Source organism: Paralimibaculum aggregatum (assembly GCF_030270585.1).
Lineage (GTDB): Bacteria > Pseudomonadota > Alphaproteobacteria > Rhodobacterales > Rhodobacteraceae > Thermohalobaculum > Thermohalobaculum aggregatum.
The window spans coordinates 66,404-85,133 of the sequence record NZ_BSYI01000002.1 but is presented as its reverse complement, the minus strand read 5'-3'; the positions used below and the strand labels follow the sequence as shown (position 1 = coordinate 85,133).

Sequence of the window (18,730 nt, the reverse complement as noted above, 5' to 3'; positions counted from 1 at the left end):
AGACCGCGCCGCATGTTGGGACTGAAAACCCTCGGAAAGAAGCTCTTCGGTACCGTCAATGACCGCAAGGTCAAGGGCTACCAGAAGACCGTCGAGGCGGTGAACGCGCTGGAGGGGCAGATCTCCGCGCTCTCGGACGACGCGCTGCGCGGCCAGACCGACAAGCTCCGCGCCCGCATCGAGGCCGGCGAGAGCCTCGACGCGGTGCTGCCGGAGGCCTTCGCCACGGTGCGCGAGGCGGCCAGGCGCACCCTCGGGATGCGGCCCTTCGACGTGCAGATCATCGGCGGTGCCGTGCTCCACGGCGGCAACATCTCGGAGATGAAGACCGGCGAGGGCAAGACGCTGGTCGCCACCATGCCGGTCTATCTCAACGCGCTGACCGGCAAGGGCGTGCACGTGGTCACGGTCAACGACTATCTCGCCCGCCGCGATGCCGACTGGATGGGCAAGATCTACACCTTCCTCGGCCTCACCGTCGGCGTGATCGTGCCCGGCATCGACGACGACGCCCGCCGCGCCGCCTATGCCTGCGACATCACCTACGGCACCAACAACGAATACGGCTTCGACTACCTGCGCGACAACAACAAGTACCAGCTCGAGGACATGGTCCAGCGCGGCCACCACTTCGCCATCGTCGACGAGGTGGACAGCATCCTGATCGACGAGGCGCGCACGCCGCTGATCATCTCCGGGCCGGCCGAGGACCAGACCGAGCTCTATCTCGCGATCGACAAGATCATCCCGCGGCTCGACGAGAGCCACTACGAGGTCGACGAGAAGCAGCGCTCCACCACCCTCACCGAGGAGGGCAACGAGGCGGTCGAGCAGCTCCTGCTCGAGGACGGCATCCTGCCCGAGGGCCAGAGCCTCTACGACCCGGCCAGCGTCTCGCAGGTGCACCACGTCAACCAGGCGCTGCGCGCGCACAAGCTGTTCCAGCGCGACAAGGACTATATCGTCAAGGCCGGCAAGATCATCCTGATCGACGAGTTCACCGGCCGCATGATGGAGGGCCGGCGCCTCTCCGAGGGCCTGCACCAGGCCATCGAGGCCAAGGAGGGCGTGAAGATCATGCCCGAGAACGTGACGCTGGCCTCGATCACCTTCCAGAACTATTTCCGCCTCTACGAGAAGCTCGCCGGCATGACCGGCACCGCGCTGACCGAGCACGAGGAATTCGCCTCGATCTACGGGCTCGACGTGATCGAGGTGCCGACCAACCAGCCGGTCGCCCGCGTCGACGACGACGACCTGGTGTTCCGCACCGGGGCCGAGAAGTTCAAGGCGATCGTCGAGGCGATCGAGGACGGCCAGTCGCGCGGCCAGCCGATTCTCGTCGGCACCACCTCGATCGAGAAGTCCGAGCTGCTGGCCGCCGAGCTGCGCAAGCACGGCATCCCGCACAACGTGCTGAACGCGCGCTATCACGAGCAGGAGGCCGAGATCATCGCCGAGGCCGGGCGGCCGGGCGCGGTGACCATCGCCACCAACATGGCCGGCCGCGGCACCGACATCCAGCTCGGCGGCAATGTCGAGATGGAGGTGCAGAAGCGCCTCGCCGCCGAGCCCGAGGCCGACCCGGTGGCGCTGCGCAAGGCGATCGAGGATAGCCACCGCGAGGCCAAGGAGAAGGCGCTGGCCGCCGGCGGGCTCTGGGTGATCGGCACCGAGCGCCACGAGAGCCGGCGCATCGACAACCAGCTCCGCGGCCGCTCCGGCCGGCAGGGCGATCCCGGGCGCTCGACCTTCTATCTCAGCCTGCAGGACGACCTGATGCGGATCTTCGGCTCCGAGCGGATCGACGGCATGCTGCAGCGCCTCGGGCTGGAGGAGGGCGAGGCCATCGTCCACCCCTGGGTCAACAAGGCGATCGAGAAGGCGCAGGGCAAGGTCGAGGCGCGCAACTTCGACATCCGCAAGAACCTCCTGAAGTTCGACGACGTGATGAACGACCAGCGCAAGGCGATCTTCGGCCAGCGCCGCGAGATCATGGATGCCGACGATCTCGCCGAGACCGTGCGCGACATGCGCCACGACGTGATCGAGGCGCTGGTGGCGACGCATATCCCCAAGCGCGCCTATGCCGACCAGTGGGAGACCGAGACGCTGGAGGCCGAGATCACCGCCGTCACCGGGCTGGAGCTGCCGGTGCGCGACTGGGCGGCGGAGGAGGGCGTCGACGACGAGACGATCCTCGAGCGCATCCTCGAGGCGGCCGACAGCGCGGCCGAGGAGAAGGAGGCCGCGGTCGACGCCCAGGCCGGCGAGGGCACCATGCGCCAGATCGAGAAGGGCATGCTGCTGCAGCTGCTCGACCGGCGCTGGCGCGAGCATCTGGTGATGCTGGACCACCTGCGCGCGGTGATCGGCTTCCGCGGCTATGCCCAGAAGGACCCGCTCAACGAGTACAAGCGCGAGGCCTTCGAGCTGTTCCAGGCGCTGCTGACCGGCCTGCGCCGCGACGTGACGCGCGAGCTCGGCCGGATCCGCCCGCTGACGCCGGAGGAGCAGGCCGAGCGCCAGCGCATGATCGAGGAATACCAGGCGGCGATGCAGGCCCAGGCCGAGGCGGCGGCGGCGCGCGCCGCCGCCGGGCTCGCCAGCGAGGCCCAGGCGGTGAACCAGGCCAGCGGCGACGGTGCGCTGCTCGAGGCCGAGGTGCCGCTGGTGGCGGCGGAGGAGCGCGACCCGGCCCGGCCCGAAACCTGGGGCAAGGTCGGCCGCAACGAGGCCTGCCCCTGCGGCTCCGGCAAGAAATACAAGCACTGCCACGGCCGGGTGGCCTGAGGCGGCGCCCCGGCCCGTCCGCCCTGTCCCCGGTCTCGCGCAGGCCGGGTACAGGGCAGCGATCCGGTCGCCTCGCGGCCGGCCAAGGCGCTGACCCCACGCCGGGCCGATGCGTGCTGATGTGATTCCAGCGCCTCTGCGGCCGGGACACGCCATGCGCGCCCGCCCCTGACCGCCGCCCGGATCGCCGCCGGCACGATCCCGCCTGCCCAGGCCGCGCAGGCGGCGGTCACCGCCGCTATCGAGGAGACGGCAGCGGGCATCGCCCCTGCATCCTCCGGCAGCATCGGTTTCCAAGGCGCATCTTCCGGCCAGCAGTTCCGCCGTGAGCGCCCGGTTTCGGTGACAGCTTCGGCGGCGCGGGCGCATCGCCGGCCGATATGCCTCTGCCGGGCGGTTTCGGCGCGCTGCGCGCGCCCGCCGCCTCCCCCACCCTGTCGAGGCTCCGCCCCCGGACCATCCGGACCAAGAGCCCACCCATGGTCGGCGGCGGGGTGTCCCGCCCGGTGCCGATGATGCGCTCCGGCCGGCCGTGCCCGCCGGCGACCGGGTGGGCTGCGCCGCCGCCGGATGCTGGCGCAGGTCCATCAGGGGTGGGGGGCGCCGGCGGGCGCGGCCGGCCATGGGGTGGGCCGCATGGCTTCCAACACTGTCGGTGCCGAATCCCCCGGTCCGGAGGCACCTGCAGGAAACGGCCAGCCTGTTCCTAATTCGTTTCCCTACGGATGGTGTGTCTGGAAACGTCAACACCAAAATATGGTGTGGGGTGCGATCTTTTCCATTGACCCGAACCGGGGTCTGCATAATTCTGGTTGGGCATTGGCGGCCTGACACAAGATCTAGCGCCAGCACCAGAATCTAGAGGGATGCGCCGCCGGGGTAAACCCCGCGCGCCACGAGCCGCCGCGATGCAAGCGGCGCGGGGAGAAGATTTGCCATGAAGTTCGACCGCCAGTTCACCAAGGCCGGGCAGGACGTCTACGACGCCATCGGGTTCCGCATCGCGAGCTCCGAGATCCGCAATCCCGACGGCACGGTGGTGTTCCATCTCCCGGAGATGGAGGTGCCGGCCGCCTGGTCGCAGGTCGCCGCCGACGTGCTGGCGCAGAAGTATTTCCGCAAGGCCGGCGTCGCGGCGCGGCTGAAGCGGGTGCCGGAGAAGGGCGTGCCGGAATTCCTCTGGCGCTCGGTGCCGGACGAGGCGGCGCTGGCCGAGCTTCCGGAGGCGGCGCGTTTCGGCGGCGAGACCAGCGCCCGGCAGGTCTTTGACCGGCTCGCCGGGGCCTGGACCTACTGGGGCTGGAAGGGCGGCTATTTCTCCTCGGAGAAGCATGCCCGCGCCTATTTCGACGAGATGCGCGCGATGCTCGCGCTGCAGATGGCGGCGCCGAACTCGCCGCAATGGTTCAACACCGGGCTGCACTGGGCCTATGGCATCGACGGGCCATCCCAGGGGCACCACTATGTCGATCACGAGACCGGCGAGCTGACCCGCGCCACCTCGGCCTACGAGCACCCGCAGCCCCATGCCTGCTTCATCCAGGGCGTCTCGGACGATCTGGTGAACGATGGCGGCATCATGGATCTCTGGACCCGCGAGGCGCGGCTCTTCAAGTATGGCTCCGGCACCGGCACCAACTTCTCGGCGGTGCGGGCGGAGAGCGAGCCGCTGCGCGGCGGCGGCAAGTCCTCGGGCCTGATGTCGTTCCTGAAGATCGGCGACCGGGCGGCGGGGGCGATCAAGTCCGGCGGCACCACGCGGCGCGCGGCCAAGATGGTGATCTGCGACATGGATCACCCGGATATCGAGCAGTTCATCACCTGGAAGGTGCGCGAGGAGCAGAAGGTCGCGGCCCTGGTCGCCGGCTCGAAGATGCACAAGGCCCGCCTCGGCGAGATGCTGGCGGCGATCCGCGCCTGGGACGGCGCGGCCGAGGATGCCGCCGATCCGAAGGTCAACAAGGCCCTCGGCCGCGCCATCCGCGCCGCCCGCAGGAACGCCATCCCGGAGGCCTATATCCGCCGGGTGACGCAGTTTGCCGCCCAGGGCGCCACCGAGATCGACTTTCCGGTCTTCGACACCGACTGGGATTCGGAGGCCTATCTCACCGTCTCCGGGCAGAACTCGAACAACTCGGTGCGGGTGACCGACGCCTTCCTCGAGGCGGTGCTGGCGAATGACGACTGGGACCTGATCCGGCGCACCGACGGCAAGGTGGCGCGCAGCGTCAAGGCGGCGGATCTCTGGGACAAGATCGGCCATGCCGCCTGGGCCTGCGCCGATCCGGGCATCCAGTTCCACGACACCATCAACGACTGGCACACCTGCCCGGAGGATGGCGAGATCCGCGCCTCCAACCCGTGCTCGGAGTACATGTTCCTCGACGACACGGCCTGCAACCTGGCCTCGCTGAACCTGCTCGCCTTCATGAGGGACGGGGTGTTCGACGCCGCCGCCTACGAGCACGCGGTGCGGTTCTGGACCGTGACGCTCGAGATCTCGGTGCTGATGGCGCAGTTCCCCTCGCCGGAGATCGCCGAGCGCTCCTACCGCTACCGCACCCTCGGTCTCGGCTTCGCCAATATCGGCGGGCTGCTGATGACCCTCGGCCTCGGCTATGACAGCAAGGAGGGCCGCGCGCTCTGCGCCGCGCTCTCGGCGATCCTGACCGGCCGCGCCTATGCCACCTCCGCCGAGATGGCCGGCGAGCTCGGCGCCTTCCCGGCCTATGAGAAGAACCGCGAGGCGATGCTGCGGGTGATCCGCAACCACCGCCGCGCCGCGCATGGCCATACCGGCTACGAGGCACTCCGCACGCTCCCTGTCGCGCTCGACGCGGCCAACTGCCCGGACCCCGAGCTCGTCTCGCGGGCCCGGGCCTCCTGGGACGCGGCGCTGGAGCTCGGCGAGGCCCGGGGCTACCGCAACGCCCAGGCCAGCGTGATCGCGCCGACCGGCACCATCGGCCTGGTGATGGACTGCGACACCACCGGCATCGAGCCCGACTTCGCGCTGGTGAAGTTCAAGAAGCTGGCCGGCGGCGGCTATTTCAAGATCATCAACCGCGCGGTGCCGGCGGCGCTCGACGCGCTCGGCTACGATGCCGACACCCGCGACGAGATCATCGCCTATGCGGTGGGCCATGGCAGCCTCGCCGCGGCGCCGGGGATCGACCATGACCACCTGGTGCGGCTCGGCTTCGGCGCCCGCGAGATCGAGAAGCTCGAGGCGGCGCTGCCCGGCGCCTTCGACATCCGCTACGTGTTCAACCAGTATACCCTCGGCGCCGAGTTCTGCCGCGACACGCTCGGCATCTCCGAGGAGAAGCTCGCCGATGCCGGCTTCGACCTGCTCGGCTATCTCGGCTTCACGCCGGACGAGATCGAGGCCGCCAACACCCATGTCTGCGGCACCATGACCCTCGAGGGCGCGCCGGGGCTGAAGCCGGAGCACCTGCCGGTGTTCGACTGCGCCAGCCCATGCGGGCGCAAGGGCACCCGCAGCCTCTCGGTGGCGGCGCATATCGAGATGATGGCGGCGGCGCAGCCATTCATCTCCGGCGCGATCTCCAAGACCGTGAACATGCCCAACGACGCCTCGGTGGAGGACTGCACGGCGGCCTATCTGCGCTCCTGGCGGCTCGGGCTGAAGGCCAACGCGCTCTACCGCGACGGCTCCAAGCTGTCGCAGCCGCTGGCCGCCCAGGTGCTCGAGGAGCTCGATCTCGACGCCGAGGAGCTGGAGGAGGCGACCCCGGCCGGCAAGGCCGAGCAGGTGGCGGCCCGGATGGTCGAGAAGATCGTCGTGCGCGAGCGCGACACCCGCGGCTCGCGCGACCGGCTGCCCGACCGGCGCCGCGGCTACACCCAGAAGGCCATCGTCGGCGGCCACAAGGTCTATCTGCGCACTGGCGAGTTCTCCGACGGCCGCCTCGGCGAGATCTTCATCGACATGCACAAGGAGGGCGCCGCCTTCCGCGCGATGATGAACAACTTTGCCATAGCGGTCTCGGTGGGGCTGCAATACGGCGTGCCGCTCGAGGAGTTCGTCGAGGCCTTCACCTTCACCCGCTTCGAGCCGGCCGGCATCGTGCAGGGCAACGACTCGATCAAGAACGCCACCTCGATCCTCGACTACATCTTCCGCGAGCTGGCGGTGAGCTATCTCGACCGCGACGACCTCGCCCATGTCGAGCCCGAGGGCCAGCGCTTCGACACGGTCGGCCAGGGCGAGGCGGAGACGCCGAACCTGACGGATGCCGATCCGGAGGTCGCGGGCGCGGCGATCGAGGCGATCCGGCTGGTCAGCTCGACCGCCTCGACGGGCTATCTGAGAAAGCGCCTGCCGAAGGCCTTCGAGGCGATGGCCGCCGGGGTCACCGGGGCCGGCGGCGGCGGCCTCGCCGCGGCGGTGCGGGCCGGGGCAGCGGCCTCGCTCACGATCCCCTCCACGGCAGCGATCGGCGCGGCCGGCGCGGTCACCATGGGGCGCATCGCCGAGGCCCGGGCAAAGGGTTACGAGGGCGATTCCTGCAACGAATGCGGCAACTTCACGCTGGTGCGCAACGGCACCTGCCTGAAATGCGACAGCTGCGGCTGCACCACCGGCTGCAGCTGAGCCCGACCGCCGCGACATGCCGGGCCGGCGTTCGCGCCGGCCCCCTCCGGACAGGCCGCAGGAGAAAGAGCCCATCGAGCAGTGGATAAGAAGCGGACCTGAAAACCAACTCGCGGGGGCCCAGGCTCCCGTTTTTCTTTGTCCGGCAGGCGGCGGCGCGTCCCCGGGGCGCGGCACAGCGCCCGGTCAGGGGCGCCCGCCCGCCCACCCCGCCCCTGCCCGGACGCCGCGCCGCGCCCCGGATGCCGGGCGCCGGCGCGAAAACCTCCCTCGGGGCGATATCGCAGATGGTGCGGGGCCGCTCCTCGCAATGCCCGGCATCGCCCCTCCCTCGGTGCCGGGCATTCCGATTCCGGGCACCACATCGGCCAGCTGGCGCAGCGCGCCGCCGCCTCCCGTGGGTGGGCCGCGATGCGCGCGAAGCCGCCGCGACATCTCAGGGGTGGGGGAGGCGGCGGGACGGCCGCTCAGCCGGTGGCGCCGAGGCCCGCCCGCATCGCGAGCCGGCGCAGCGGCCCGATCCCGGCGATTGCCCCGAGGCCGGCCATCCGGAGATCGCGCAGCGGCTGCGGCTCGGCCTGGGCGAAGCGGTTGAGCAGATCGACCCCGAGCACGCGCGCCGCGATCTCCGGCAGCCGCCGCCGGGCATAGCGGCCGAGGATATCCGCGGCCCCGACATCCGCGGCGCCGGCGGCGATCCCGGCGAGGCATTCGATATCTGCCAGCGACATGTTGAGCCCCTGGGCGCCGATCGGCGGCACGACATGGGCGGCCTCGCCGATCAGCGCGAGGCGGCGCTCGGTGATCTGCGGCGCGATCTGGGCGATGATCGGCCAGGCGGCGCGCGGCCCGGCGATCTCCAGCGTGCCGAAGAGCCCCATGGTCTCGGCGGTGAGCTCCGCGGCAAGCGCGGTGTCGCCGAGCGCCATCAGCCGTTCGGCGCGGGCCCCCGGCATCATCCAGACCACCGCCGAGCTGGGGCGGCCCGCCCGCATCGGCATCGGCACCAGCGTGAGCGGCCCGCCATGGCGGTGGATCTCGGTGGAGATGCCGGCGTGGCCCGGATCATGGGTGACGGCGAAGACCAGCGCGCGCTGGCCGTAGCTCCAGCGCCGGGCGCGGAGCCCGGCGAGCCGGCGCAGGCGGCTGTCGCGCCCGTCGGCGGCGATGGCGAGGCGCGCGGCGATGCGGCTGCCGTCGGACAGGCGCAGGATCGCGGCATCGCTGCGCGGCAGCCAGCCGGTGACCGCGGTGCCGGGCAGCATGGTGACGGTGCCGAGCGCCGCGATCCTTGCGCGGAGCGCGGCGCGGGCGGTGGTGTTGGCGATGTTCTGGCCGAACGCCGCGTCCTGCAGCTCGCTGGCCGCGAAATCGGCCGTGCGGCGGGGCTGGCGCAGGGCGCCGCCGGCATCGACGAGGCGCATGACCCGCAGCGGCGCGGCGTCGCGGGCCATCGCCTCCCAGGCGCCGGCGCGGCGGAGCGTCTCGATGCCCGGCGCGAGATAGGCGGTGGTGCGCAGGTCCTCGCGGCCGTCGGACCGGGTGCCGGCGGTTTCGGGCGCCGGATCGACGAGCGTGACGCGCTGCCCGGCGGTGCCGAGGCGGGCGGCGGCGGCGAGCCCGGCGAGCCCGGCGCCGGCGATCAGGATGTCGGTCTCTCGGATGGCCATGGCGCAGAGGGTAGGGCGGCGCTGCCGCGCCCTCAAGCGCCGCGGCACGGCAGGATGGTCGCAGGGGGCGGGGAGGGGGCGCCGCTCCCCCCATCGAGGGGGAAGCGGCGCCCTCGCCGGGGCTGGCGCCCCGGCTCGCGCCGGTGGCACCTAGGGCGCCAGGGCGGGCGGGCTCAGCGGCGGGCGGCGAAGAAGGCGCGCAGGAGGGCGGCGGCGGCGGCCTCGGCGATGCCGCCATAGATCTCGGGCGCATGGTGGCAGGTGGATCGGGCGAAGACCCGGGGGCCGTGCTCGACGCCGCCGGATTTCGGGTCTGCCGCGCCGTAGTAGAGACGCGCGACGCGGGCCAGCGAGATCGCCCCTGCGCACATCGGGCAGGGCTCCAGCGTCACCGTGAGGTCGCAGCCGGCGAGCCGTTCCGTGCCGAGGCGCCGGGCGGCGGCGCGCAGCACCAGGATCTCGGCATGGGCCGTGGGATCGGACAGCTCGCGCACCCGGTTGCCGTCGGCGGCGAGGATCTCGGTGCCGCGGGAGATCACCGCGCCGACGGGGGTCTCGCCGCGGGCGGCGGCGGCGCGGGCCTCGGCGAGGGCGCGGGGCATGTGGGAGGCGAAGCGCATGGGCTGCCTTCTAGCGGCTGCGGCGGCGGGCGGGAAGCGCGCGTGCCGGTAGCCTGCACCTCCGGCCCCTGCCGGCGCGGTCCGCGGCCGGTGGGGGAGCGTGACGGCGCCGCCTGGCGCAGCGGTTGCCGGGGTGGGCGGGGCCGCGGACCGCGCCGGCAGGGGCCGGGCGCCGCGGATGCCCCTCACTTGCACCAGGTGGTTCGGCGCTGCGCCGTGTCGAAGTGGAAATGGTCGGCGTGGTGGCGATCCGAGCCCGGGCCGAGCACCGTGGTGAAGCGCCCGCAGGCGCCCTTGCGCGCGGCCTTCAGCAGCGCCCCCCTCGCGCCCTTGCCCCAGTGCTCCTTTACCGAGACGCGGCCGCCGCCGGCCAGCAGCACCGCGCCGATATCGATGGCCCGGCCGCGGGCATGTTCGGAGATCCGCGCGCCCTTGCGGTTGTTGCGCGTGCGGCAGGCATAGGCGCCGAAGATCCTGAGCGCGGTCGGGCTGTCCTGCAGGTGCCGCCGGGTGGCGGGCCGGAGCACGCCGGAGACCCAGTCGGCCAGCGCCCGCGCCGTGCCGCAGCCGAGCGTCGCAGCGGGGCGCAGCGCGATGCCGTCGATGGTCTCGACCAGAACCGGCTCGGCGATGCCGCAGGGCATTGCGGCATGGGAGATCAGCGGTTTCCTGCGGCCGATCACCCGTGGGTCGCGGCAGACCATGCCGGGCTTGCCGCTGCCGGTCGGGCCGGCCGGGGCGGGGCGCATGAGGGCGGGCCGCGGCGGCGGCGCGAGGGCGAGCCGCGGGGCCGGGCCGGACGGGGCGCCGGTGGCTTCGCCAGGGGTTTCCGCCGGCAGCGGCCCGGCCGGGGCAGGGTCGGCGGCGGCGGGCACGGGCACCGCGTCGCGCGCCCAGCCCTCGACGGCACGGTCCCAGGCGGCGGTGGCATTCGGTGCCGGCTCGGCGGCCGGTTTGGCGGCCGGGCCGGAGGCGGTCTCGGGGGCCTCGGCGGGCGATCCGGGGGCGGTTTCGAGCGTCTCGGCGAGTGCGTTGGGGGCGGCTTCTAGGGCCTTCGCGGCCAGCGCTGCGGCGGGCAGCTCCAGAGCTGGAGCCGCGGCGAGGCTCCGCGGGCGCATCGGCGGCAGCGGGATGCCGGGCGCGGGCTCGGCGGCGCGCGCCGGGGCGCTGGCGGGAAGGACGGGCAGCGAGGTGCGCTGCGGCGGCGGCGGCGCCACCAGCGGCGCGCCGGCCGCGGCCGCGCCGGGCAGCAGGGCCAGGGCCAGGACCAGTAGAGCCAGGGCCGGCAGGGCCGCCGGGAGGCACGCGGCGCGCGCCCCTCCGGCCGGTCCTGCGCCCCCGGCCCGGCGCCTCACCGCTTCGGGCCCGGCCGTCCGAGGCGCCCGAAATCCGGCGCGTCGGTGTCCTGCCCCGCCTCGAGGATGCCGCGGCGGATCGCGCGGGTGCGGGTGAAATAGGCGTGCAGCCAGTCGCCGTCGCCGGTGCGGATGGCGCGGCGCACCATCATCAGCTCCTCGGAGAAGCGCCCGAGGATGTCGAGCACCGCCTCGCGGTTGTTGAGGAAGACGTCGCGCCACATCGTCGGGTCGGAGGCGGCGATGCGGGTGAAATCGCGGAACCCGGCGGCGGAATAGCGGATCACCTCCGAATCGCTGACCCGCGCCAGATCGTCGGCCACGCCCACCATGGTGTAGGCGATGGCATGGGGCACATGCGAGGTGACGGCGAGCACCAGGTCGTGGTGCTCCGGCGTCATCCGCTCGACATGGGAGCCCATCCCCTCCCAGAGCGCGGCGAGGCGGGCGATCGCGTCCTCCGGCACCTCGTCGCCCGGGGTGAGGATGCAGAAGCGCTTCTCGAAGAGCTCGGCAAAGCCGGCATCGGGGCCGGAATGCTCGGTGCCGGCGAGCGGATGGCCGGGGACGAAATGCACGCCTTCGGGCAGATGCGGGCGCACCGCGGCGATCAGCTCGGCCTTGACCGAGCCGACATCGGAGAGCGTGGCGCCGGGCGCGAGATGCGGGGCGATCTCCGCCATCACCGCCTCGATGGCGCCGACCGGCACGCAGAGCACCACGAGATCGGCGCCCGCCACCGCCTCGGCCGGGCTGTCGCAGACACGGTCGCAGAAGCCGAGCTCGCGGGCGCGCTCGCGGGTGGCGGCGGAGCGGGCATGGCCGGCGATCTCGCCCACCAGCCCGCCGCGCCGTGCCGCCCAGGCCATCGAGGAGCCGATCAGCCCGAGCCCGAGCAGCGCCATCCGGGCATAGACCGGCCGCTGCGCCGCCGCCGGCGCGATTGCGGAAGGCGCGCTCACGCGGCCGCCCCGATCCCGGCCATCGCCTCGGCCACGGCACGGCAGGCGGCGGCATCGCCGACCGAGATGCGCAGATGCCCGGGCAGGCCGTATTCGTCCATGCGGCGCACGATCAGCCCGTGCGCGCGGAGATGGCCGTCGACCGCCCCGGTGCGCGCGCCGGTCTCGACCAGCAGGAAATTGGCATGCGAGGGGGTCACCGGGAAGCCGGCGGCGGCGATCTCGCGGGCCAGCCAGTCGCGCCAGACCTCGTTGGCGATGCGGCAGTCGGCGACATAGCCGTGATCGGCGATGGCGGCCTCGCCGGCGGCCAGCGCCGGGGCGTTGACGTTGAACGGCCCGCGCACCCGGCTCAGCACGTCGATCACATGCGCCGGGCCATAGAGCCAGCCGAGGCGCAGCGCCGCGAGGCCGTGGATCTTCGAGAAGGTCCGCGTCATCACCACGTTCTCGCGCGACTCGACGAGGGCGATGCCGCCGTCATAGCCCGGCGCGCGGACATATTCGGCATAGGCCGCGTCGAGCACCAGCAGCGCCGCCGGCGGCAGCGCCTCGGCGAGCCGCGCGATCTCGGCCTCCGGCACCATGGTGCCGGTGGGGTTGTTCGGGTTGGCCAGGAACACCAGCCGCGTCGCCGGGGTCAGCCGGGCGATCAGCGCGTCGATATCCGTCGTCAGCGCGCGCTCCGGCGCGGCGACCGGGGTGGCGCCGGCCGAGAGCGCCGAGAGCCGGTACATCAGGAAACCGTGGGCCGAGTAGAGCACCTCCGTCCCCGGCGCGGCATAGGCGCGGGCGAGCAGCGCGATCAGCTCGTCCGAGCCGTTGCCGCAGGCGATGCGGTCGGCGTCGATGCCGTGCGCCCGGGCGATCGCCGCGCGCAGCCGGGCATGGCCGCCATCGGGATAGAGCCCGAGCCCGTCGGCGGCGGCGAGATAGGCCTCGCGCGCGGCTGGCGAGGGGCCGAGCGGGTTCTCGTTGGAGGAGAGCTTGACGGTGCGGTTGGCCCCGGGCAGGGCCGAGGCGCCGCCCACATAGGGCGCGATCTCGGCGATCCCGGGGTTCGGGCGGATGGTCGGGTGCATGGCGTTCCGGCGGACTGGGTTCGGGAGCATTCCGAATAGCCGGTCCGGCGCGCCAAGGCCAGAGCCCGCGCGCGGGCGGGGACGGGCCGCCCCGCAGGCCCCGCCCACCCCGGCAACCGCTGTGCCCGGCTGCGGGGTCACGCTCCCCCACCGCCTGCGGGACGGCCCGCCCCCGCCCGCGCGCGGCGGCGCTCAGCCGAGCAGCAGGCTGCCCACCACCACCGGCAGCCCGAAGACCGGCAGCCCGTAGAGCAGGCCGATCTTGCGCGAGCGGTAGGGCCGGCGCCCGGCCCGGCCGCGGCCGCGGTTGCCGGCGCGGATGCGGCCGAGCCAGAGCGCGGCGAGCAGCCAGACCGCCAGGATCGGCAGCACCGGCGGCAGCAGCGTCTGGGCCATCGAGAGCGCCACGACGGCGCCGGAGATGGCGAGCCAGGCCAGCGTGGCGCGGCGCTTGCGCGCGGTCCAGCCCCGGCCGCTCCCGATCGCGGTCGCGAGATCGGGCAGCGGCGCCGGCGCCGCGGCCGCCGGGGGCGGGGCTGCTGCCGGGGCAGGGTCCGGGGCGGGCGCAGGGGGCGGCGCCGTCGCGGCTTCGGCGCCGCCGGAGAGGAAGTTCGCCGCGATCCGGGCGCCCTGCGCGCTCCGGGCGAACTCGGTCAGCAGGCGCTCGACGGTGCCCTCGGCGATGTTCAGGCGGTTGCCCTGCACATCGAGGTTCACGTTCAGCGTCGGCTGGTGGAGGTGGATGGTCCCGGAGGGGATCTCGAAAAGGGTTTCCGGCTCGATCTTTGCCATGAAGGTCTCCTGCGACGCCTGGTGAGTGCTCCGCACGCGACTCTCAATCACTTCAATCAACGCGGGATCAGTCTACGTTGCCCGCGCCCGGGGTCAAGCGGCGCGCATGAAGGAATGCCTGCGGCAAGCTGTCGGAGGGTGCGGACTGCGGGGTGCGGACTGCGGGGTGCGGGCTGCGGCGGGGGCCGCCGGGCCGGCGCCCCGGTCAGTTGCCGCGGATGCTCCGCCCGGTGGCGGGCTTGGGCGCCGGCGCCGGGCGCAGCCCCTCGAGCACCCGGAGCGGCGCCCGGGCGGCCTCGCGCAGGCCCGATTGCGGCGTGATGTAGACCAGCTTCGCCGCCTCCACCAGCGTCACCCCGGCGAGGCGCTGCCAGTCGAGCCCCTGGCCGGTGCGCTCCAGCACCGGGCCGACGCGCAGCCAGAAGCGCTTGTGCGAGGGCGGCAGGTAGAGCGCGCCCTCGGCCTCCTCCACGGAAAAGTCGTGCGCCGCCAGTGCCTTCTCGAGCTGCGCCGCGGAATAGGGCCGGCCATAGCCGAACGGCGTGCCGTCGCGCCGCGCCCAGAGCCCGGCGCGGTTGGGGGTGATGAAGATCGCCCGCCCCCCCGGCGCCAGCACCCGCGCGATCTCCTCGAGCAGCGCGTTGGGCCGGGCGCAGGTCTCGAGCCCGTGCGCCACCAGCACCCGGTCGGCCGAGCCCTTGGCCAGCGGCCAGAGCGTCTCCTCGACCAGCGCGGCGAGATTGGGCCCCTCCGGCGGCCAGGGAAACACCCCCTGTTGCGCCGGCATCAGGCAGAGCGTGCGCTCGGCCTCCTCCATGAAGGGGCGCAGGAAGGGCGCGGAAAAGCCGAAGCCGACCACCGTCATGCCCTTCACGTCGGGCCACATCCTGCGCAGCCGGTCGCGCAGCACCCGACGCGCCAGCCGGCCGAGCCCGGTGCTGTAGTAGAACTTCCTGAGATCGACGACGTCGAGATGCATTGCGTCCCGCCCGGCTTTGCGCCAGCCTCGCACGCGCCCGGCCCCCGATCAAGCCGGGCGCGAGGCACCGCCGCCAGAGGAGATCCGATCCATGCCGCTCGAAATCGTCACCGTGCCCTGCCGCTCCGACAACTACGCCTATCTCCTGCGCGACGGCGCCAGCGGCAAGGTCGCGCTGGTGGATGCGCCGGAGGAGCGCCCGATCATGGAGGCGCTGGAGGCCCGCGGCTGGGAGCTCGACGCGATCTGGATCACCCATCACCACGGCGACCACGTCGAGGCGGTGGAGCCACTGCGGACGCGCTTCGGCGCGGCGGTGGTGGGCCACGGCGCCGATGCGGCGCGGCTGCCGCGGCTCGACACGGCGGTGGGCGAGGGCGACACGGTGAGCCTCGGCGAGACGGCCGCGCGGGTGCTCGACGTCTCCGGCCACACCGTGGGGCATATCGCCTTCGTGGTGGACGAGACCGGCGCCGGCCCGGCCGCCTTCACCGCCGACAGCCTGATGGCGCTCGGCTGCGGCCGGGTCTTCGAGGGCACCCATGCGATGATGTGGGAGAGCCTCTGCAAGCTCAACGCGCTGCCGGCGGAGACGCGGATCTATTCGGGGCACAACTACGGCAAGGCCAACGGGCGCTTCGCGCTCTCGATCGAGCCGGAGAACGCCGAGCTGCTGGCGCGGATCGAGCGCATCGCGGTGGCCGACGGGGAGGGCGCGCCGATCGTGCCGGCAACGCTCGCCGAGGAGCGCGCGACCAACCCCTTCCTGCGCGCCGTGGAGCCCGGCGTGAAGGCCGCGCTCGGGCTCGACGGCGCCGACGACGCGGCGGTCTTCGGCGAGATCCGCCGGCGCAAGGACAGTTTCTGAAGCCCGACCCCCGCGCGCTGGGGCTGGCCGGGCCGCCCCGCAGGCCCCACCCGCCCGGCATCGTCGCGCCCGGCCGCGACCGTTCCGAAGCCCCCCAGCCTGCGGGACGGCCCGGCCAGCCCTGAAGCCAGCCCGCAAGCCATCCCCCCGGGTAGGGCCCCGGCGCGCCCACCGGGCGCCTGCGGCGCAGCCGCATGGCGGCGGTGGGGGCGGTGGCGGGCGCGCTCCTTCGAGGGGGGGCGGCGTCAGCCGCGGCCCCGAGGAGGATGCCCCCGCGCGGTGGGGGACGCGGTGCGCTCAGGCCCTGGCGCGGCGGTCCAGCACCTCGGCCAGCGCCTCCTGCCAGGGCCGCGGCGCCAGGCCGAAGCGCGCGGCGAAGCGCGAACAGTCGAGCCGGGAATTGGCCGGGCGCCGCGCCGGGGTCGGGTAGTCCGCGGTCGGTATCCGCACCACCTCCGGCGCGCGCCCGATCATGCCGCGGGCCAGCGCGCCGGCGAAGATCGCCTCGGCGAAGCCGGCCCAGCTGGTCTCGCCGGCCCCTGAGTAATGCCAGATCCCGGCTGCCGTGGCGTCGTCCTCCGCCAGCAGCGCTGCCGCCGCCGCGAGGCAGGCCGCCGCGAGATCGAGCGCCGAGGTCGGGCAGCCATGCTGGTCGTCGACGACGGTCAGCCGCTCCCGCTCCGCCAGCCGCAGCATGGTGGCCAGGAAATTCGCGCCCCAGGGGGCATAGACCCAGGCGGTGCGCAGCACGGCCACCCGGGCGCCCGCGGCCAGCGCCGCGCGCTCGCCGGCGAGCTTGCTCGCGCCATAGGCATTGACCGGGGCGACCGGGTCGTCCTCGCGCCAGGGACGGTCGAGGCTGCCGTCGAAGACGTAGTCCGTCGAGACATGCACCAGCGGCGCCCCCGCCGCGGCACAGACCTCGGCCAGCCGGCCGACCGCGGCGCCGTTGATCCGCTCGGCGAGCGCGGTCTCCTCCTCGGCCCGGTCGACGGCGGTATAGGCCGCCGCATTGATCACCGCATCCGGGCGGACGGCGGAGACCGCCGGTCCGATCGCCTCGATATCCGCCAGATCCAGCGCGCCGCGGCCGAGGAAGGCGAGCTCCCGCCCCGGCACCGGCGGCGCCTCGGCCAGCGCGCGGGCGAGCTGGCCGGTCTCGCCGATCACCAGGATGCGGGTCACGCCTTGCGCTCCGCCCCGGACAGCCCGAGCCGCTCGCCGCCATAGCGCCGGTTGCGGATGCCCTGCCACCAGTCGCGCTCGGCGAGATACCAGTCGAGGGTGCGCGCGAGCCCGGTCTCGAAGCTCTCCTGCGGCTCCCAGCCGAGCTCGGCGCGGATCCGCGTCGCGTCGATGGCATAGCGCGCGTCGTGGCCAGGCCGGTCGGTGACGAAGGAGATCAGCCGCTCGTGCGGCGCGTGCTCCGGCCGGCGCTGGTCGAGATGGGCGCAGATCGCCCGCACCACCGCGATGTTGCTGCGCTCGGCATTGCCGCCGACGCAGTAGCTGCGCCCGACGGCGCCCTTCTCCAGCACCAGCCGCAGCGCCCGGGCATGGTCCTCGACGAAGAGCCAGTCGCGCATGTTCTCGCCGGTGCCGTAGACCGGCAGCGGGCGGCCCTCGACCCCGGCGATCAGCATCACCGGAATGAGCTTCTCCGGGAACTGCCAGGGGCCGTAGTTGTTCGAGCAGTTCGAGGTCACCACCGGCAGGCCATAGGTCTCGCCCCAGGCGCGCACGAGATGGTCCGAGGCCGCCTTGGAGGCCGAATAGGGCGAGTTCGGCGCATAGGGGGTGGTCTCGCGGAAGGCCGGGTCGGCGGCGCCAAGCGAGCCGAACACCTCGTCGGTCGAGATGTGGTGGAAGCGGTGCTCGCCGGGGCGGCCCTGCCACCAGGCCCGCGCCGCCTCGAGCAGGGCGAAGGTGCCCATGATGTTGGTCGCCATGAAATCCGCCGGCCCGTCGATCGAGCGGTCGACATGGCTTTCCGCGGCGAGGTGCATCACCCGCTCCGGCGCGTGCTCCTCGAAGAGCCGCGCCAGCAGCGCGCGGTCGCAGACATCGCCCTCGACGAGGGTGTAGCGCGGGCTCCCGGCGGCCTCCTCGAGCGCCTCCGGGGTGGCGGCATAGGTCAGCTTGTCGAGGTTGACGACCTCGTGCTCGGTCTCGCGAATCAGCTGGCGGATCACCGCCGAGCCGATGAAGCCGGCGCCGCCGGTGACGAGGATCTTCACGGCATGTCTCCGAAGGGGTTGGACCAGTCGGCGAGCTTCGGCGCGGCGGCGTCCTTGGCCGAGAGCACCGGGGCGCCGTCCAGCGGCCAGGGGATGGCGAGCGCCGGGTCGTCCCAGGCCACCGCGCCGTCATGCTCGGGGCTGTAGGGGGCATCGACCTTGTACTGCACCTCGGCGTCCGGCGTCAGGGTCACGAAACCGTGCAGGAAGCCCCGCGGCACCAGCAGCTGCGCCCAGTTCTCGGCCGAGAGCTCGATGCCGAAATGCCGGCCATGGGTGGGCGAGCCGGGGCGGACATCCACCGCCACGTCCCAGATCCGCCCGGCGGTGCAGCGCACCAGCTTGGCCTGCGCCATCGGCGGCGCCTGGTAGTGCAGCCCGCGCAGCGTGCCGGCCTCGGCGGAGCGGGAATGGTTGTCCTGCACCCAGTCGAAGGCGAGCCCGGCGGCCTCGAAGGCGGCGCGGCTCCACACCTCCGAGAAGAAGCCGCGGGCATCGCCGTGGCGCTTCGGGCGGAAGATCGTCAGGTCGGGGATATCGGTCGGCTCGAACATCGCGTTCCGCTGTCGCTGGTCCCAATCCGGGGCGGGAAGCCGGTGCGGATGCCCCGGGCGAGGCCAGTAGTGCCACATCGGAACGCGGGGCGAAACCCGCGTTTTCCCGGAAGGATTTACCGAAACTTAAGATTGTTTTGGCACCAATTGGAGCCCGAGCAGGTTTCGCCCTGCCGTGCCGCGTGCCCGCGAGGCGCGCA

At 73.1% G+C, this 18,730-nt stretch carries 13 protein-coding genes; 3 read left to right on the top strand and 10 right to left on the bottom strand.

The window, feature by feature from the left end; all coding sequences use genetic code 11:
- Window positions 1–12: 12 nt before the first annotated feature.
- Together secA and QSJ97_RS01550 are read left to right on the top strand one after the other, a co-directional pair.
- Window positions 13–2,793, top strand: coding sequence for a preprotein translocase subunit SecA (secA, locus tag QSJ97_RS01555; protein ID WP_285669729.1), 2,781 nt, complete (start codon window positions 13–15; stop codon window positions 2,791–2,793).
- Window positions 2,794–3,730: 937 nt separating this feature from the next.
- Window positions 3,731–7,411, top strand: a complete 3,681-nt coding sequence (locus QSJ97_RS01550; protein WP_285669728.1) for a vitamin B12-dependent ribonucleotide reductase — start codon at window positions 3,731–3,733, stop codon at window positions 7,409–7,411.
- 467 nt (window positions 7,412–7,878) lie between these two features.
- Here QSJ97_RS01550 and QSJ97_RS01545 read toward each other — a convergent pair whose 3' ends face one another.
- From QSJ97_RS01545 to QSJ97_RS01515, 7 genes are all read right to left on the bottom strand, one after another.
- On the bottom strand, window positions 7,879–9,081 hold the full coding sequence (locus tag QSJ97_RS01545; RefSeq protein ID WP_285669727.1) for an FAD-dependent monooxygenase: 1,203 nt from the start codon (window positions 9,079–9,081) through the stop codon (window positions 7,879–7,881).
- 173 nt (window positions 9,082–9,254) lie between these two features.
- Complete coding sequence (locus QSJ97_RS01540; protein ID WP_285669726.1) at window positions 9,255–9,701, bottom strand: nucleoside deaminase; 447 nt, start codon at window positions 9,699–9,701, stop codon at window positions 9,255–9,257.
- Window positions 9,702–9,886: 185 nt separating this feature from the next.
- Entirely contained in the window at window positions 9,887–10,918 is a 1,032-nt protein-coding gene (locus QSJ97_RS01535) for an extensin-like domain-containing protein (RefSeq protein ID WP_285669725.1), read from the bottom strand.
- Window positions 10,919–11,052: 134 nt separating this feature from the next.
- Window positions 11,053–12,018: a prephenate/arogenate dehydrogenase family protein gene (locus tag QSJ97_RS01530; RefSeq protein WP_285669724.1), complete on the bottom strand. Its 966-nt coding sequence runs from the start codon at window positions 12,016–12,018 to the stop codon at window positions 11,053–11,055.
- Entirely contained in the window at window positions 12,015–13,100 is a 1,086-nt protein-coding gene (gene hisC / locus QSJ97_RS01525; RefSeq protein WP_285669901.1) for a histidinol-phosphate transaminase, read from the bottom strand. Before hisC ends, QSJ97_RS01530 begins: the two co-directional genes overlap by 4 nt.
- 192 nt (window positions 13,101–13,292) lie before the next feature.
- On the bottom strand, window positions 13,293–13,892 hold the full coding sequence (locus tag QSJ97_RS01520; protein ID WP_285669723.1) for a hypothetical protein: 600 nt from the start codon (window positions 13,890–13,892) through the stop codon (window positions 13,293–13,295).
- A gap of 205 nt (window positions 13,893–14,097) precedes the next feature.
- Complete coding sequence (locus tag QSJ97_RS01515; RefSeq protein WP_285669722.1) at window positions 14,098–14,871, bottom strand: class I SAM-dependent methyltransferase; 774 nt, start codon at window positions 14,869–14,871, stop codon at window positions 14,098–14,100.
- 91 nt (window positions 14,872–14,962) lie between these two features.
- Between QSJ97_RS01515 and gloB the strand changes: the two genes are divergently transcribed.
- On the top strand, window positions 14,963–15,739 hold the full coding sequence (gloB, locus tag QSJ97_RS01510; RefSeq protein ID WP_285669721.1) for a hydroxyacylglutathione hydrolase: 777 nt from the start codon (window positions 14,963–14,965) through the stop codon (window positions 15,737–15,739).
- Between the two features lie 297 nt (window positions 15,740–16,036).
- On the opposite strand, the gene rfbD is transcribed toward gloB, so the two are convergent.
- From rfbD to rfbC, 3 genes are read right to left on the bottom strand one after another with little or no spacing between them, the layout of a single operon-like run.
- Window positions 16,037–16,924, bottom strand: coding sequence for a dTDP-4-dehydrorhamnose reductase (gene rfbD / locus QSJ97_RS01505; protein WP_285669719.1), 888 nt, complete (start codon window positions 16,922–16,924; stop codon window positions 16,037–16,039).
- Entirely contained in the window at window positions 16,921–17,976 is a 1,056-nt protein-coding gene (gene rfbB, locus QSJ97_RS01500) for a dTDP-glucose 4,6-dehydratase (RefSeq protein ID WP_285669717.1), read from the bottom strand. The genes rfbD and rfbB overlap by 4 nt, the downstream gene beginning before the upstream one ends.
- Window positions 17,973–18,530 (bottom strand): dTDP-4-dehydrorhamnose 3,5-epimerase, encoded by a 558-nt coding sequence (gene rfbC, locus QSJ97_RS01495; RefSeq protein ID WP_285669716.1) that lies wholly within the window; start codon window positions 18,528–18,530, stop codon window positions 17,973–17,975. Before rfbC ends, rfbB begins: the two co-directional genes overlap by 4 nt.
- Window positions 18,531–18,730: the final 200 nt, after the last annotated feature.

Excerpts from the sequence above, each read along its gene's own strand:
- secA (WP_285669729.1), top strand. The coding sequence starts at position 13 with ATGTTGGGACTGAAAACCCTCGGAAAGAAGCTCTTCGGTACCGTCAAT.
- QSJ97_RS01550 (WP_285669728.1), top strand. The coding sequence starts at position 3,731 with ATGAAGTTCGACCGCCAGTTCACCAAGGCCGGGCAGGACGTCTACGAC.
- QSJ97_RS01545 (WP_285669727.1), bottom strand. The coding sequence starts at position 9,081 with ATGGCCATCCGAGAGACCGACATCCTGATCGCCGGCGCCGGGCTCGCC.
- QSJ97_RS01540 (WP_285669726.1), bottom strand. The coding sequence starts at position 9,701 with ATGCGCTTCGCCTCCCACATGCCCCGCGCCCTCGCCGAGGCCCGCGCC.
- hisC (WP_285669901.1), bottom strand. The coding sequence starts at position 13,100 with ATGCACCCGACCATCCGCCCGAACCCCGGGATCGCCGAGATCGCGCCC.
- QSJ97_RS01520 (WP_285669723.1), bottom strand. The coding sequence starts at position 13,892 with ATGGCAAAGATCGAGCCGGAAACCCTTTTCGAGATCCCCTCCGGGACC.
- QSJ97_RS01515 (WP_285669722.1), bottom strand. The coding sequence starts at position 14,871 with ATGCATCTCGACGTCGTCGATCTCAGGAAGTTCTACTACAGCACCGGG.
- gloB (WP_285669721.1), top strand. The coding sequence starts at position 14,963 with ATGCCGCTCGAAATCGTCACCGTGCCCTGCCGCTCCGACAACTACGCC.
- rfbC (WP_285669716.1), bottom strand. The coding sequence starts at position 18,530 with ATGTTCGAGCCGACCGATATCCCCGACCTGACGATCTTCCGCCCGAAG.